General features: G+C 63.3%; 12 protein-coding genes and 1 pseudogene. 2 read left to right on the forward strand and 11 right to left on the reverse strand.

Annotated elements, in window-relative coordinates; translation table 11 throughout:
- Window positions 1-105 precede the first annotated feature (105 nt).
- Entirely contained in the window at window positions 106-3,246 is a 3,141-nt protein-coding gene (locus MKI86_RS19225) for a CHAT domain-containing protein (RefSeq protein WP_241604313.1), read from the forward strand.
- Window positions 3,247-3,264: 18 nt separating this feature from the next.
- Here the strand turns inward: MKI86_RS19225 and MKI86_RS19230 are convergent, their stop codons facing one another.
- From MKI86_RS19230 to MKI86_RS19265, 8 genes are all read right to left on the reverse strand, one after another.
- Complete coding sequence (locus tag MKI86_RS19230; protein ID WP_241604315.1) at window positions 3,265-4,317, reverse strand: DUF1963 domain-containing protein; 1,053 nt, start codon at window positions 4,315-4,317, stop codon at window positions 3,265-3,267.
- Window positions 4,318-4,445: 128 nt separating this feature from the next.
- Entirely contained in the window at window positions 4,446-5,633 is a 1,188-nt protein-coding gene (locus MKI86_RS19235) for an alpha-hydroxy acid oxidase (protein ID WP_241604317.1), read from the reverse strand.
- Between the two features lie 65 nt (window positions 5,634-5,698).
- Window positions 5,699-7,072, reverse strand: a complete 1,374-nt coding sequence (locus MKI86_RS19240) for an FAD-binding oxidoreductase (protein WP_241604319.1) — start codon at window positions 7,070-7,072, stop codon at window positions 5,699-5,701.
- A complete protein-coding gene (locus MKI86_RS19245) occupies window positions 7,069-7,857 on the reverse strand; it encodes an HpcH/HpaI aldolase family protein (protein ID WP_241604321.1) in 789 nt (262 codons plus the stop codon). Before MKI86_RS19245 ends, MKI86_RS19240 begins: the two co-directional genes overlap by 4 nt.
- Before the next feature lie 16 nt (window positions 7,858-7,873).
- Window positions 7,874-8,704, reverse strand: a complete 831-nt coding sequence (locus MKI86_RS19250; RefSeq protein WP_241604323.1) for an ABC transporter permease — start codon at window positions 8,702-8,704, stop codon at window positions 7,874-7,876.
- Entirely contained in the window at window positions 8,697-9,416 is a 720-nt protein-coding gene (locus tag MKI86_RS19255; protein ID WP_241604324.1) for an ABC transporter permease, read from the reverse strand. The genes MKI86_RS19250 and MKI86_RS19255 overlap by 8 nt, the downstream gene beginning before the upstream one ends.
- A gap of 65 nt (window positions 9,417-9,481) precedes the next feature.
- A complete protein-coding gene (locus MKI86_RS19260) occupies window positions 9,482-10,261 on the reverse strand; it encodes a transporter substrate-binding domain-containing protein (RefSeq protein ID WP_241604326.1) in 780 nt (259 codons plus the stop codon).
- Window positions 10,262-10,281: 20 nt separating this feature from the next.
- The gene (locus MKI86_RS19265) at window positions 10,282-11,043 is read right to left on the reverse strand and encodes an ABC transporter ATP-binding protein (RefSeq protein ID WP_269470873.1); all 762 of its coding nucleotides are present in this window, start codon (window positions 11,041-11,043) and stop codon (window positions 10,282-10,284) included.
- A gap of 121 nt (window positions 11,044-11,164) precedes the next feature.
- Here MKI86_RS19265 and MKI86_RS19270 point away from each other — a divergent pair, with 121 nt between their 5' ends.
- Window positions 11,165-12,076, forward strand: a complete 912-nt coding sequence (locus MKI86_RS19270; protein ID WP_241604328.1) for a LysR substrate-binding domain-containing protein — start codon at window positions 11,165-11,167, stop codon at window positions 12,074-12,076.
- 21 nt (window positions 12,077-12,097) lie between these two features.
- Here MKI86_RS19270 and MKI86_RS19275 read toward each other — a convergent pair whose 3' ends face one another.
- From MKI86_RS19275 to MKI86_RS19285, 3 genes and pseudogenes are all read right to left on the reverse strand, one after another.
- The gene (locus MKI86_RS19275; RefSeq protein ID WP_241604330.1) at window positions 12,098-12,778 is read right to left on the reverse strand and encodes a DUF2161 domain-containing phosphodiesterase; all 681 of its coding nucleotides are present in this window, start codon (window positions 12,776-12,778) and stop codon (window positions 12,098-12,100) included.
- 77 nt (window positions 12,779-12,855) lie between these two features.
- A pseudogene (locus tag MKI86_RS19280) lies at window positions 12,856-14,405 on the reverse strand (hydantoinase/oxoprolinase N-terminal domain-containing protein).
- Window positions 14,402-15,484, reverse strand: coding sequence for an S-methyl thiohydantoin desulfurase family protein (locus MKI86_RS19285; protein WP_241604332.1), 1,083 nt, complete (start codon window positions 15,482-15,484; stop codon window positions 14,402-14,404). The pseudogene MKI86_RS19280 and the gene MKI86_RS19285 overlap by 4 nt, the downstream one beginning before the upstream one ends.
- Window positions 15,485-15,502 lie beyond the last annotated feature (18 nt).

The following is a 15,502-nucleotide window of genomic DNA, read 5'->3' on the forward strand; positions in this document are numbered from 1 at the left end:
CCGCCTTGAATTTGAAATAAAGCCTTTATGTTGACCGTCTTTGATATGGCAGGGGCCTTCAGCCACGCCGCACGCCATCCGATATCAATACCAGATCGTGGGTTCATGCTGCTCTCTATCAAGATCCTCCGCATCGTCGCTACCGCCCTCATCGTCACGCTTTCTGCCGCGCCCGGTTTCGCGCAGGCACCGACACAGGAAGCGATCAAGCGATCCGACCAGATTGCCCCGGAAATGAAGGCACGGGCCGCCCGAGGGGACCACGAAGGCGCGCGCCGTATCGCGGAAGAGGCGAGCGCGCACTTCAAGGCCGAAGGTGAGGCATGGCTTTCGGCAAGCTACATGGTATCGGCCGCCGACTACGCCATGCGCATGGGCGACGCCGCGCGGGTGGACGCCGAATACTATCCGCGCATGCGCGAATTGCTTGCGACACTCGATCCCGTGGAGGAGGCCCGCGCCAATCTCCTGATCGAACTGCTGATGGACGCCAAGGGCCGTCTTTCGGATCGCGCCGGGCAGGACGAGCTGGTCAAGTTCTATGAGAAGCGCCTCCGCGCGGCGCATGGCGCAAACAGCGAGCAGGACATCGATGCACGGGTGCGCGCGGCCTACAGTCTGCTCGAAAGCGGCCGTCTGGACGATGGACGCAAGCACCTTCGCGCGGCCCTCGCGGCCTCGGCAAAGACCAAGCTTCATGCCGTGACGTTGCGGCATTATACCCAGGCTGCGCGCAGCTTCCATGCGAGCGGCCTCAACGAGGACGCCGCCGCGTTCTTTCGCGAGGCCGAGGGCACCGTCGCCATCCAGGCGGAGGTGAAGGAACTGGCGGACTTCTATCTCGCCTATGCGGAGTTCCGCACGGCTGTGCCGGACAGCCAGAAGCATTTCGTGCCGCTCTATTCGATGGCGACCAATCTCTACGCCCGTTTCTACGGCACCGAATCCGAGCAGCTGATACATGCGAGCGACAAGCTCGCGAGCGCGCTATCGGGCGTCGGCCAGTACGGCACGGCGATCGACCTCGAAAAGGGAAATTACGAGATCGCAGAGAAGTCGCTGGGTGCAGACAATACCATCACATGGCGTATCGCCAACAATCTGGCCGACATGCTGCGTGGGCTGGGTTCACCCTCCCGCGCGCTCGAATACGATCTAAAGGTTCTGGAGAACCGCACGCGCCATTACGGCCAGAACCATTTCAACACGCTGGTGAGCGCAAACAACACCGCACAGAACTATCTCGATCTCGGCGATTACGCGAGGGCGCGCCATTATTTCGCGCTGTGCCTGGATATTTCCAAAGCGCTCGGCGATGCCGGCAATATCGCCGGCATGGAGGCATGGATCGCCTATACGGACCTCCTGTCCGGCGCAGCGCCGATGGACACCGCCGCGGTCAGCCGCATGGATGCGCTCGTCACCGATTCCAACTATCCCGGCATCCTGAGCATAAAGGCGGCCAATCTGCTGGCGGATCATTTCGCCGCGAAGGGCGACCAGGCTCGGCAGATCAAGCACCTGCAGCAGGCCTACAGCATTGCCGCAGGCGAAATGAGCAACGGCCATCCGCTGGCCTTTGCGGGGCGCATCGCCATTGCCAATGCCAAGGCCGAGACGGATCCGGCGACGGCCGCACAGGAATTCGCCGGCATTGATCAGGACATGCTGCGCTGGGTCCATCTGCAGGTCTCGGTCGCCGGCGGACGTGATGTCGGCGAGACGGTGCGCGCCATGGCGGACGATATGCTCTACCACTATGCGCGTTTTGCCGAGCGCAACCCTTCGGCCGTGCCGGCCTTTGCGGACGCCGCCCGGCGGTGGCCTTCGCTGGCCACGCCCGATGCCGACAATGCTCTGAAGCTCACGCGCATGATAGACACGTGGGATACCGAAACCGCCCGCCTGCTCGACCGTATCTCGCGCCTTTCGCGCATCGCCCGCGAAATCTTCGCCGCCGATGTCGAGCAGGACCTCGCCTATGCCTATCTGACGGACACCAAGGCGATGGAGGGCGAACTCCACCAGCGGCTCGTCAAGCGCTACCGTATCGACCGCCAGGCGATCCTGAACCAGCCGCTGCCGACACCGGGAGAACTCGTCGGCAAGGACCGGGCTTTCGTGCAATACTTCACGACGCGCAAATGGCGCGCCGATCGCGATGCCACTGACCCAATCGAGGATACGCAGCTCTATGCTATCGTCTGGCGCGGCAACAACGCGCCCGTGATGCGTGCGCTCGGCGATCCCCGCGAGGTGCTGGGAAATGACCGCGACGCGGTTGCCGCACTCCAGAGCCGCAGTGGCCGCGAGGAAAACAGGGGCTTGCTCATCGAGGCCCATCAGCGTGCATTCGCGCGGCTGCACGCCCGGCTGATCGGGCCGATCGAAAAGGACCTGGCCGGTGCCAAGACGCTCTTCATCGTGCCGGACGGGCGTCTGTTCGCCCTGCCCTTCTCCCTGCTGGAAGACCGCGATGGCAAATTGCTGGAGGAGCGCTTCACCCTGCGGCTTCTCACCGAGCCGGAGGCGCTTTATCGCGCCGTCGAGGATGCCCGCATGCCGAAAGACGGACGCGCAATCCTGGCTGGCGGCATCGACTATGAAAAGGACGACGAGGCGGGCGCCACGCCCCTGCCCGGCACGCTTCGCGAAGTGGAGGCTATCGGCCGTATCCTCGACGGACCTGACATGAAGGTCGAGATGCTCACGGGGTCTGCGGCCAGCGAGACCGCGTTGCGCGAGCGCATGACCGGAGCAAAGATCGCGCATCTGGCGACCCACGGCGCCTATGGCAGCCCGAAGAACGGCGGCACCAGCAATGTGGATACGCTCTGGCAGAGCGAGGTCATTCTCGCGCGCTCTGGCGACACGCGCACCATGCGCCGCGACGAGAAAGACGGACGGCTCTATGCGTTCGAGTTGATGGCCTGGGACCTGTCCGGCCTCGATCTGCTCGTGCTCTCGGCCTGCGAGACGGCGCTCGGAGACGAGGCCTTCGTGGGCGGTGTGCGCGGCCTGCCGACGGCCGCAAGCCTTGCCGGCGCCAAACGCGCCCTCCTGACGCTCTGGCCGGTCGCCGACGACGGGACGGCCGATTTCATGGTACACTACTATGAATACCTGAAGGGTGGGCAGACCTACGCCGAAGCGCTGCGCAATACCCGGCGCGATGCCATCGCCGGAAAGATCCCGACAGCGAAAGACCCGCTCGTGTGGGCCGCCTTCGTTCTCTTCGAGAACTGACAGCGCGAGCGCGCACCACTAGGTCTGCTGATAGACGGCAATAACCTTGTCGAAATGGCGATTGTCGAGGTCGTCGCGACGGATCACGAAAAAGACCGTTCCTTCGACATACGGCGCCTGCATCCAATCGGCGAGATCGACCTGCAGGAGAAGGGTCCAATCCCGCGCCTTCTCGAATATCGCTGCGCGGTGCTTGCCCCAGTCCTCCCGCGACAGATGCTGCTTGCCGAATTCGCTCACCACCACAGCATCCAGGCGCGGATCGTCCTGTTCCGGCATGGGGCTGCCAAGCAATTGCTGGCGCCGCCAGCCTTCCTGCGGATACTGGTCGTGGCTGGCTTGAAGCGCCTCCTCATAGGCGGCAAGCGCATCCTCACTCTCCTTGCCGGCCGGCTGCGCGCGGGCGAAATCGCCAAGCCGGTCGAATTCGAGCGCAGCGGGATTGGGCAGCCGATAGGTCGCTTCCAGTGATACGGCGCGTGCCGGCGCACCATAGTTCGTGCCCTGCTCCTTGGACGATGCTTCGTCCGGCGTTCCGAATTCAGCCTCCAGAGCCGCCGCCTCTTCCCGCGCCTTTACCTGAGCGGCAGCGAGATCATCCGGGACGGACAGCACGGTGAGCCGATCGATCGGCGTGCGATCCCAGATGACCTTTGCAGGACGCATGCCCGTTTCCCACGGGCCGATGGCAATGTCGTAGAAGAACAGCAGGCGGCCCTCGGCAGGCAGCGAAGCCGCGACCGGACCGAGCTTTGCGGCTTCGGCGAGATCGATCTGCGCCATGAACGCATAGGGCAGGCCCTGAGCCATATGCTCCCGCATTTCCTGCGCCGCGTCCGCATTGCCGCGCTTTGCAATCTCCTCGGGATCATCAGGTTTTTGCGGGCGCGGCCATTCAAAATCGGCCGATGCATGCGGCGTGCCGCCAAGCTGACCTGCGCCGATGACGATCTGTCCCGCAGAGGGATGCAGCACGATTGCCGGCACCAGGGCCTCCACGATGATCTCGATCCGTGGCCTGTCGAACCACGCGAGCAGGGCCTCGCTCGCAGCTTGCGGACTATCGAACATGAAACCTCCGTAAAGAGCTTTAAGCCTGGTCAGCAAATGGGCCGCAAAATGCGGCAGACAATGGTTGGCAAGGTTTTTCACCCCTTGAGAATGTGATGTCTACCCGCAAAGTGACACACATGTCGTTCTCAACGCGGATAACGTTTGGTCCGGCCCAGCTCGTCCAACATGAAAGTGTCGAGGTCGTCACGCTCGAGGTCGAGGCATCCGAGTTGCCGCATCAGGCCGGAAAGCTCGTCGCTGACGATTTCCATCGCCCGGTGCACGCCGCCCTGACCGAAGCCTGCCGCGCCATAGAGGAACGGCCGGCCGGCGAAGACGTAGTCAACGCCGCAGCACATGAGAGCGAGCACATCCGACCCGCGGCGCACACCGCCGTCGAACATGACGGGGAAATCCGGCCCGACCGCCTCGCGAATGGCGGGAAGGCAATCGATGGAGCCGACGGCGCGGTCGAACTGTCGTCCACCATGATTGGAAACGATGATGGCATCCGCACCCGCTTCGCGCGCCATGCGCGCGTCTTCGGGATGCAGGATGCCCTTGATGACGAGTGCGCGCGGCCAGAGCTGGCGGAACTGACGCAGATGTTCCCATGTTTGCAAGGCGTAGCCGTGTTCGATGGAAAATTTCGCCACATCGAGCCCTGAAGCGCCCTTGGGAAGATAGGGCGCCCAGTTCTCCATAACGGGCAGGCCGCCTGTGAGCAGATAACGCAGGGTCCAGGCGGGATGCATCAAACCATCAAGGATCGCCTTGGGCGTGAATTTCGGAGGAATGTCGATATCGTTGCGGATATCACGTTCCCGTTTGGCCGCGACCGGAATGTCGACGGTCATGACAAGCGCGCCGCATCCACAATCCTCCGCGCGGCGGATCATGTCGCGGTTGATGGCGCCATCAGCGGTTGTGTAGATCTGATACCACAGGTTTTCGCCGGCGATCTGCGCTGCCGCTTCCATCGACGACACGCTGACGCCGGACATAATGTAGGGAACATCGAAACGCTTCGCGGTCTGCGCGAAGAAAAGCTCTGCCTGCGGACGGAACAGTCCAGAATAGCCCATTGGCGCAATTCCAAGCGGCCCTGCAAAACTTCGTCCCAACACGTTTTTCGAGATCGAGCACGTCCCGACATCGCGCAGATAGCGCGGCATGAAACGAAACCGATCGAACGCGGACCGGTTGTCTGAAAGACCGCGCTCGTCTCCCGCGCCGCCGGCAATCCAGTCGTACAGCATGCGGGGCAGATAGCGCCGCGCCGCCTGCTCCAGATCATCGGTGTTCACGATCCTGTCGAGCGACGATTTGACCATTGTTCTTCCTGCGGTTCGGCTTCGGGCGGTTTGCCATTCGGTGCGTTATCCCGCGCCTTGAAACGTCAGATGACCTTGCCAGGGTTGAGGATGCCCTTCGGGTCGAGCGCGGCTTTCAGGAGGCGCATGGTGGCGATTTCGGCCGGCGTGCGCGAGTAATGCAGGTAATCGCGCTTGGCGACGCCGACGCCGTGCTCGGCGGAAATCGACCCGCCATAACCGGCGATCAGCGCGTAGACGAGCGCGCGAACCTGACCCTTGCCCTCCGGGGTCGGCAGACCTGTCGTGACATGCAGGTTGCCATCGCCCAGATGACCGAGCACATGCAGACCGAGATTATCGGGCACCTCTTCGTCCAAGCGGCGCTGCACGTCGTTGACGAAGGCCTCCATGCTGGCAACGGGAAGAGACACGTCGAAATCGACCATCGTCTTGAAGAGCTGCATCTCCGCTTCGAAGTCTTCGCGGATTTTCCAGAGCTCCGAGCGCTGGCGCGACGAGGTCGCGATCACCGCGTCGGCGACGAGACCGGCTTCCAGCGCCTGGCCGACCACCCGCTCGAAAAGCCCGGCATCCTCCTCGGGGTCGAAGCCTTCGGACTCGCACAGGATGTAATACGGGAACCGGCCTTCGATCGGCGAGCGGCCGCCCAGAAGCGCATCGACATTGAAATGAAAGAATTCGGCCCACATGATCTCGAACGACGACAGCGTGCCGTGCAGATCGCGGCGCATCAGCCCGAGCGTTTCCGCAACCGCATCGAAGCTCTCGAAAGCAAGTAGCGCGGTGTTGACCGAGCGTGGCGCGGGGTGCAGCTTCAGCACGGCCCGCGTGATGACGCCGAGCGTGCCTTCCGACCCGATGAAGAGGTGTTTCAGGTCGTAGCCGGTATTGTCCTTCGTATAGGGCGTCAGGTGGCTCAGCACCGTGCCGTCGGCGAGTACGCATTCGATCCCGAGAACCTGATCGCGCGCCACGCCGTAGCGCAGGGCCTGAAACCCGCCGGCATTGGTGGCAAGCGCGCCGCCGATCATCGCACTTCCCCGCGCCCCGAAATCGAGACCGAAACGTAGCCCCTCGGTCGTGCAACGCTGCTGAACGGCCTCGACGATCGCGCCGGCACCGACTTCGATTGTCATGCCCTTCCGGTCCGGCGCGCCGATGTGGTTGAAGCGCTCGAGCGAGATCAGCAGGGTCTCGTCATCGGATTGCGTCGCGCCGACAAGGTTGGTGCGCCCGCCCTCGAAGATGACCGCCTGCGAATGCTCGTGGCAGAGCGTCAGAAGCGCGGAAAGCTCGACCGTATCGGCGGGCTTTACGAGGCCGAGCGCCCGGGTGGGGGTATTGACCCAGAAATCCTGTGGCCGGTCACGCAGCGCCGTCGCGTCGATCACATTGCGCGCGCCCATGATTTGCCGTGCATCCTCAAGATCGATCATGTGCCCTGCCCTGTCGAAAGCGCTGCCAAATCCCTGACCAGCCCGCGGCCCGAAGCCTGGATGAACCCCATGTCCGAGCCGATGGTGAAGAGGCAATAGCCCATCTCGACGAGATCGGGAATGGCCGAGACGGCAGACACGTCAATGGCGGCCAGCTTTCCCGCGCGTCTTGCGGCATCAGCAGTGCGCTGCAGCACATCGCGCATCTCGCCGTCGAACCGGCCGATCGGCAGGCCAAGCGACGAGGCAAGGTCGGCCGGCCCGACATACAGCACGTCGAATCCGTCCACGCCCAGAATGTCGTCCAGATTGGCGAGGCCCTTGGCGCTCTCCATCTGCAGGATCAGGGTCGTCGCGTCGTTTGCCTCGGCAAGATAGGTCTCGAAACCCTCGTAGTAGCCGGATGCCCGCCACGGGCCGATCCCGCGAATGCCGGCCGGCGCGTATTTGCTGGCGGCGACGATGGCGCGGGCCTCCTCGGCCGTCTCGATCATCGGCACCATGAGGCCCGATACGCCCGCATCCAGCGCGGCCTTGATGTCGGCTGCCGACTTCGACCGCGGCCGGAAGATGGTGGGCGTCCCATGAAGTTCGGCTGAGGGCAGAAGACTTGCCAGATCCTGCACGCCGATGGGCGAATGCTCGCCATCGAGCAGCAGAAAGTCGAACTGCGACCGCGCCATCAGCTCGATGACGGTGGGATGGGGAATGCCGACCCATGCGCCGAATACGGGGCGGTCGCTGCGAAGTCGCGCTTTCAGGCTCTTGGCCAGAGTGAGTGGCATCGGATGCTCTTTGAAATCAGGATTTGCGGAAGGCGGTGTCGTCGTGACCCTGCCCGGAAAAGCGGGCAAAGACTTTAGTGATCACCACCGCCATGAGAATGTAGATGGCGGAAATGAGAAGAAGAGGCTCGTAGGTCAGGTATGTCTGTTGGCGCACCTGGGCTGCCACCGAATAGACGTCGATGACCGTGATCGTCGCCACCAGCGGGGTCGCCTTGAGTTGGAGGATCGTTTCACCGGCAAGCGTCGGCATCGCCCGCTTGAAGGCCTGCGGCAACCAGATGCGCCGAAACATCAGGAAACCGGACATGCCATAAGCCCTGGCCGCATCGAGCTGGCCTTTCGGCACGCCCTTGAAGGCGCCGCGGAAGACTTCGCCCTCATAGGCGGCATAGGACAGGGTGAGCCCGAGGAACGCGTAGGGCCACGCCTGCCGCAGAATCGGCCAAAGCGCGGAGTCGCGGATCCAGGGAAACTGCGGAAACAGCGAACCGAGGCCGTAATAGAGCAGCCAGAGCTGAAGCAGCAGCGGCGTTCCGCGAATGACGGTGCAGAATGCGCGCGCCGGCAGCGCAAGCCATTTCGGGCCGACGACCTGGACCAGACCGATGGGGATCGCCAGCAGCATGCCGAGCGAGCTGGTAACCACCACCAGAAGCACGGTCATGCCGAGGCCGCGCAACAGCAGAGGATAATAGGTACCGAGCCAGTCCCAGCGCATCTGAAGCGCCGCATAGGCGCCGAAGAGAAGAGCGGCTATGACGGGCGTCAGCGTTCCGGCATCCAGCCACGGCCGCCCGCCGCGTGCCGTCGCTTCACGGACGATCGCATCCGGCGGGCTAGACATGGGCCATTCCTCTGGACGCGCGGGCTTCGAGCCGACGTGAGAGCAGATTGGAGATCATTGTGGCGAGCAGATACATGCACCCGGCCGCGAAGAAGAAGGTGAAATAGGCCTTGGTGGTGCCCGCCGCCTGACGGGTTACCTGCGTCAGTTCGCCAAAGCCGAGCACGGCGAGCAGCGCCGTGTCCTTCATCGCGATCAGCCAGAGGTTGGAAAGTCCCGGCAGCGCGAAGGGCAGCATGGCGGGAAGCGTGATACGGCGAAGCGTCAGCCAGGACGACATGCCATAGGCCTGCGCAGCCTCGATCTGGCCGCGCGGAACCGAAAGTATTGCGCCGCGGATGACCTCGGTGGAATAGGCGCCCTGGACCACGCCCAGCACGACAATGCCGGCAATCGCGCCGTTGAAATCGATCTTCGCCTGACCGAGGGCCGTGAGGATGCCGTTGATGAGATCGGCGCCGGCGAAATAGACGATGAGGATCAACACCAGTTCGGGCACAGAGCGGACGATCGTCGTGTAGAGGTCGAGGGCCTGGCGCATCACGGCGCCGCCGGAGAGCTTGCCCAGCGCACCGGCTATGCCGATCACCAGCCCGAGGCCAAAGGCGCCAAGCGCGATGGTGAGGGAGCGCGCCAGGCCGACGAGCATGGCGCTTCCCCACCCTCCCGTCGTCAACAGCGCGATGCTGCCGGCGGCGGGAGACCAGATCATGTCAAACAGTTCTTTAATCGTCGTTCTCCAGCATCTTCAGTGGAAACGCAAACCTGGCCTGAGCCTCAGTCGCCGCCGTAGATGTCGAAGTCGAAGTATTTCTTGGTGATGGCATCATAGGTGCCGTTCTTGCGAATGGCGGCGATGGCGTCGTTGATCTTCGCCTTCAGCGCATCGTCGCCTTTGCGCAGGCCGACGCCATAACCCTCTCCGAGCGTCGAGGGATCGCGCTTGAGCACACCCTTGGATTCGCAACACTCGGCACCGGACGCCGACTTGAGGAACTCGTTCATGGCAACCACGCCGTCGATCGCGACATCTATACGGCCGGCGGCGAGGTCCTGATAAACCTCGTCCTGCGTATTGTAGCCACGGATTTCGGACGCGTTCGCCGCAAAGTTCTTTTCGGCATAGGCCTGCTGGCCCGTCGAGACCTGCACACCGATGATCTTGCCGTCCATGCTCTCGGGGGTCGTGTCGACGGTAGCGAACTTGGCCGCGACAACGACGGTCGGGACCTCGTAGTACTTGTTGGAGAAATCGATGACCTTGCGGCGCTCGTCGTTGATGCGCATCGAGTTCATGATCATGTCGATCTTGCCGCCCAGCAGCGCGGGAATGATACCCTCCCAGGCGACCGGCACGCGCTCGCAATCGAGCTTGGCCTCGGCACAGACGGCATCGATGATCTCGACTTCCCAGCCCGTCCAGTTACCGTTCGCATCCGCCACCCAGAAGGGCGGATAGGCTTCCGGCGCAAAGCCGACGCGCGTCTTTTCGGCGTGCGCCGTACCACCCATGGCCAGCAGGGCGCCGGCCATCATTCCAAGCATGTATTTTTTCATGTCATTCCCCTTTTGGATTTTTAGTGAAAGCTTCCCAGAAACCGTGCAAGGCGCTCGGATTTTGGATTGCCGAAGACCTCTGCCGGCGCTCCGGCTTCCTCGACGAGGCCGCCGTGCAGGAACAGGACCTGGTTGGAAACGTCGCGCGCGAAGGACATCTCATGGGTGACGAGGATCATCGTCCTGCCTTCCTCGGCCAGCGCGCGGATGACCTTCAGAACCTCGCCGACGAGTTCGGGATCGAGCGCCGAGGTCGGCTCATCGAACAGCATGGCGAGCGGCTGCACCGCCAAGGCCCGGGCGATGGCGCCGCGCTGCTGCTGGCCGCCCGAAAGAAAGGCCGGATAAACATCGCGCTTGTCATAGAGGCCGACGCGTTCGAGCAGCCGCAATCCCTCGTCGATTGCCTGCTTTCGATCCACACCCAGCACGTGAACGGGCGCCTCGATGACGTTTTCGAGGAGGGTCATGTGGCTCCACAGGTTGAAGCTCTGGAAGACCATGGCCAGCCGCGCGCGAATACGGCGCATCTGCGCCTTTGACGCCGGCTCCCTGTTGCCGTGGCCGTCGGGCTTGAAGGCGATCGCCTCGCCCTGGACCCGAATCTCGCCACCGGTCGGATGCTCCAGACAGTTGAGACAGCGAAGGAAGGTCGACTTGCCCGACCCGCTTCCGCCGATCAGCGAAATCACATCGCCCTTGTTGGCTGTCAGGCTGACGCCGCGCAGGACTTCGAGATTGCCGAACGTCTTGCGAATGCCGTCCGCGTGAAGCATCTCCATCCTCAAACCTCTCCCGGCCAGCTGGACATCCTGCAAACAGGATTTGACTGTCGAATAGAGCTAGTTCAAAGACGACCGGCTGTGACTAGCAAAAAAACTCACATTTGGATGAATTCAGTTCATGCGAGACATGCGTCGCTTCATCCCTTCGGGGAACCTGCTCTACGTGTTCGACGCGGCCGCTCGGCTGCAAAGTTTCACGAAGGCCTCCGAGGAACTGAACGTCACGCCGGCGGCCATCAGCCATGCGATACGGCAACTCGAAACGGGACTGGGAGCGTCGCTCTTTCACCGCAAACATCGCCAGCTGCAGCTGACGGACGACGGCGAAAAACTCTTTCGCTCGGTGGAAAGCGGGCTCGACCAGATCGAGCGCACCGCGATCGAGATCCATTCGACGGCGGCATCCGACATCAAGGTCTATGCCTCGATCACCGTGGGCACCTACTGGCTGCTGCCGCGGATATCGACCTATCCCAGCCACGATGCGCGCATCGAGATGCAGCTCTACAATTCCGACAAGAAACTCGATCTTGCCGCAGACGGCGTATCGATGGCGATCACCAATGGACGGGTGGACTGGCAGGGCTACGAGGTCCTGCCCTTTACGGCGGAAACGATGTTTCCAGTCTGCAGCCCCGGTTATCTCGAGAAGCACGGGCCGCTGTCATCCCTTGCGGATTTGCCGGCTCACAATCTCCTGCATCTCGACAGTCACTATCACGAAGGCGCGACGTGGCGGGATTTCCTTGCCCATTACGGCCTGAACTACACGCTGCCCGGCGGCGTCTCGACATTCAACAACTATATCCTGGTGGTTCATGCCGTGCTGTCGGGAGCGGGGATCGGTCTCGGCTGGCAGCATTCCGTCGGCGACCTTGTCGCCAGCGGCGCTCTGGTGCGCCCGCTGAAGGAAGCCCAGACCACCACAAACGATTTTTTCCTCGTTTATCGCAAGGGGCGGCCCCTGACGCCGAGGGCCGCGGGCGTGCGCGACTGGCTCCTCGGCCTCGGTTCGCTCAATGCCTCCTAGCGCGGAGCGCTCTCCCGCAGATCAGGTGAGAATGTCGGTCGTTGCGGACATGCCGTCCCGCGGCCACCGCTGGAGGGCTTCCCGGCCAGCATCCGTGAGGCCGTAAACGCCGCGGTCCAGCCGTTCGAACCAGCCATAAACGTTCGAAAGCAGGATCTTTCCAGCATCCGGCGTGCTCACCCTGACGTCGCGCACCCGCATCGGGCCTGATGCCAGGGCCGTAGCGCAATCGAGGGCCTGCTGCCGGTAAGCCGTCATCAGCGGCGTGCGTGTGCTTCCGCCCAGGACCGGATCGCCGCGCCGCTTCTGGTGTTCGCGCATGAGCCTGGAGCGACGCTTCGGATTGGTTCGCGGCATCGGCGACACGGAGCCGACGATGATGCTGACCTCGCCGGTGTCGGAAAGGCCGAGCATGCCGATGCCCAGCCTGCGGCAGAGATCACGGTAACGCTTGTCCGCCTCGCGGCCCCTGCCCTTGGCCGAGACCCGCGCCGCGATCCAGACCTCGTCCGCCGCGGCCGCGCGATCGACGGCCTGGAGGATGAGCTCCAGATTGAAACTCAGCTTCAGCTCGCAGATCACGACCACCGGCGGATCGCTCTCGCTCAGGCCAACGAGATCGCATCCCCCGATCTCACCTTTGACGGTATAACCTGCCTTTTCAAGAAAGCCTTTGACCGGCAGATAAAGCGACGTTTCCATGGACCTGCGGAACTACGTGGGAATCAGGCCATATCTACATCGATCCGCCCGCACGCAACAGCCACTATCGTCGCCCCTCAGGCGCGCGAACCGGACAGAGCCAGATCGCCGACAACCTTCACGCGGACCCGCAGCGGATTGCCCGGAATATAGGACAACGGCACATCCTCGACATCGAGCAGCTCGATGCTTTCAGGATTGGCGCCCGCCGTCGCGGCACGGGCGTCCGCGATTACACGGGCCTCGTTGATGGCCTCCTCGCGGGACACCCCGTAGAACACCTGATCGCACTCGCCGCTCACCTGCGCCATCGCGGCACCGATGGCATTGGCCACGCCAGCGTGCTCGACCTTGATGATCCGATTGACGCCCGGCAGGCTGTCCGGCACCAGCGCGGCACCCCCGCCGACGGCGATGACGGGAATATCGGCCGCGCTCGTCTTCATGCGGTCGACGAGATCGGCGAGGCGGCTCTGGATCCACGCTTCGACATGCCCGGCAAGGTCGTCGGGCACATCTGCGATCAGGGCCGGATTGCCGAATTCCATGCGTTTCATGCGCACGGTTATGTCCGTGAGGGTCAATGTATCGCCGCCCCGTACCCGCGCCTTTTCGGAAATGCGGTAACCGACGCTGGTGGGGCCGATCTTTCTCGTATCAGGATCGATGATCGTGCCACCGCCGAGCGCCACCGCAATCACATCCGGCATGCGGAAAAATGTCGCGACGCCACCAATATCCACCCGTGAGTTGGCCTCGCGCGGGAAGCCGCCTACGAGCATGCCGGCATCGGTCGTCGTGCCGCCGACATCGAGCACGATCGCCTCGTCCAGACCGGAAAGCATACGCGCGCCACGCATGCTGTTCGTCGGGCCGGAGGCAAAGCAGAGCACGGGATAGCGCGCCGCATGCGCGGCCTGCATCACCGTGCCGTCGTTTTGCGTCAGGTAGAGGGGCGCGGTCAGGCCGCTCTCGCCTATGGCCGCCTCGAACGCCGCAACCGTCTGGCGGGCGAGCGAATGCAGCGCGCTGTTGAGTATGGTCGCGTTCTCCCGTTCGATCAGGCCAATACGGCCAAGCTCGCTCGACAATGTGACCGTGACGTCAGGGGCGACATCCGACAGGATGGCTGCGGCTTCTTCTTCGCAGGCCGCCGTCAAGGACGAGAAGACGGCGGTGATCGCTGCCGCGCCGACGCCGCTGTCGCGGATCTCCTGCGCGGCCTTCGCATGTGCTCGCGGTCGAATTCGACGATCTCGCGGCCGTCGAATTCGTGCCCACCGCGCATCAGGAAGACCGACCCTTCCACGGCCACGCGCAGTTCCTCGGGCCAGACCTGCATCGGCACGATGCTGTGAGCGGCCGGAAGGCCGATACGGATGACGGCGACCTTCGACAAGCCGCGCCGCTCGATCACCGCATTGGTGAAATGTGTAGTCCCGATCATGATGGCATCGACGCCGGCACCCGTGCCGTCGCGGCCTTCCAGAACATGGTTCAGCGCCGCCGTGATGCCGCTCGTCACATCGGCGGTTGTGGCGGTCTTGATCGACCGGAGAATGCTCTCGCCCTCGAGCAGGACGGCGTCCGTATTGGTGCCGCCGACATCGATGCCGATCCGTTTCATGGCGCTGTCTCCGTGAAAGGCTGATAGTCGAAATCGAAACCGAAGGCGCGCGGGCCGACCACGGCAAGACCTTCAGGGCTTGTCATGATGGCATCGGCCGGCAGGGCCACGACCTTCACCCGCTGCCCGTAGCGCAGCACTTCGGTTCCTACGGCTTCTGCGCTTTCCTCGTCCAGCACGGTTATGAGATCTGGAACGCAGGCAACGCGCATCCCATCGAGCCACGCTGCGGAAAACTCGTTCTGGAAGTCGATCTCGAGCTGGCGGCCTTCGAAGCGGCCGTTGCCGCTCAAGACGGCACGCCCGCGCACGAAACCGTCGGTCGTGCGCCTGGAAACATCGTGCACCTTGCCCGAGAAGAGCAGCTTGCCCTTCTCCACGTCGAGCACGGCCTCGACCGGATCACGACCCGACCGCTTCGCCGCGAGAACGGCATTGCCGATATCGAGCGCGCGGCCGATGGAATTGAGAATGGCGTGGCCCTTGATTTCACGGCCCGTACGCGGCGCCGCACAGGTGCCGGCGATCGAGCCGAGCTCGACGACGATCTTGCGGCCGATCCGCTCGATGCGGGTCGCGTTTTCGGCTTCCGGGATCAGGACGGCATTGTCACGAACGTCGGCGATGGCAAAGGGTGCGACCGGGAGCCCGCGAATGGCGAAGCTCGCCATCTGCGCCTCGGGAAACGCGCGGCCCATCGTGTCGGCATCGAGGACCGGCAGACCGAGTTCCATGGCGACGAGCAGGGCAAAAAAGGCGTTCTCGCCGCCGATTTCAATGGACATGATGGCATCGAACGGTTTGCCGCAATGGGCTTCCATCAGGCGCACGGCTTTGCAGATCGCCACGGGCTCCGGCAGCCGCTCCTTCGTGACGAGCGGCGCGCCCATGATGCAGATGACCGCAACACGCGCATCGTCGGCAAGCTCCTGCGGATCGAGGATCGTCACCCGCTTGCCGCGCCGGTAGTCTGCTTCCGCGCACATGAGTTCCAGATGGGGATGGTTGCCGCCACCGGTTCCCAGAACACCGGCACCGATTGCCAGGGCCTCCAGTTCTTCGAATTCGAGTTCACGCATTCTATTGTCCATTCGTGG

Origin of the sequence: Shinella sedimenti (genome assembly GCF_022601905.1) — a bacterium.
Taxonomy (GTDB): domain Bacteria; phylum Pseudomonadota; class Alphaproteobacteria; order Rhizobiales; family Rhizobiaceae; genus Shinella; species Shinella sedimenti.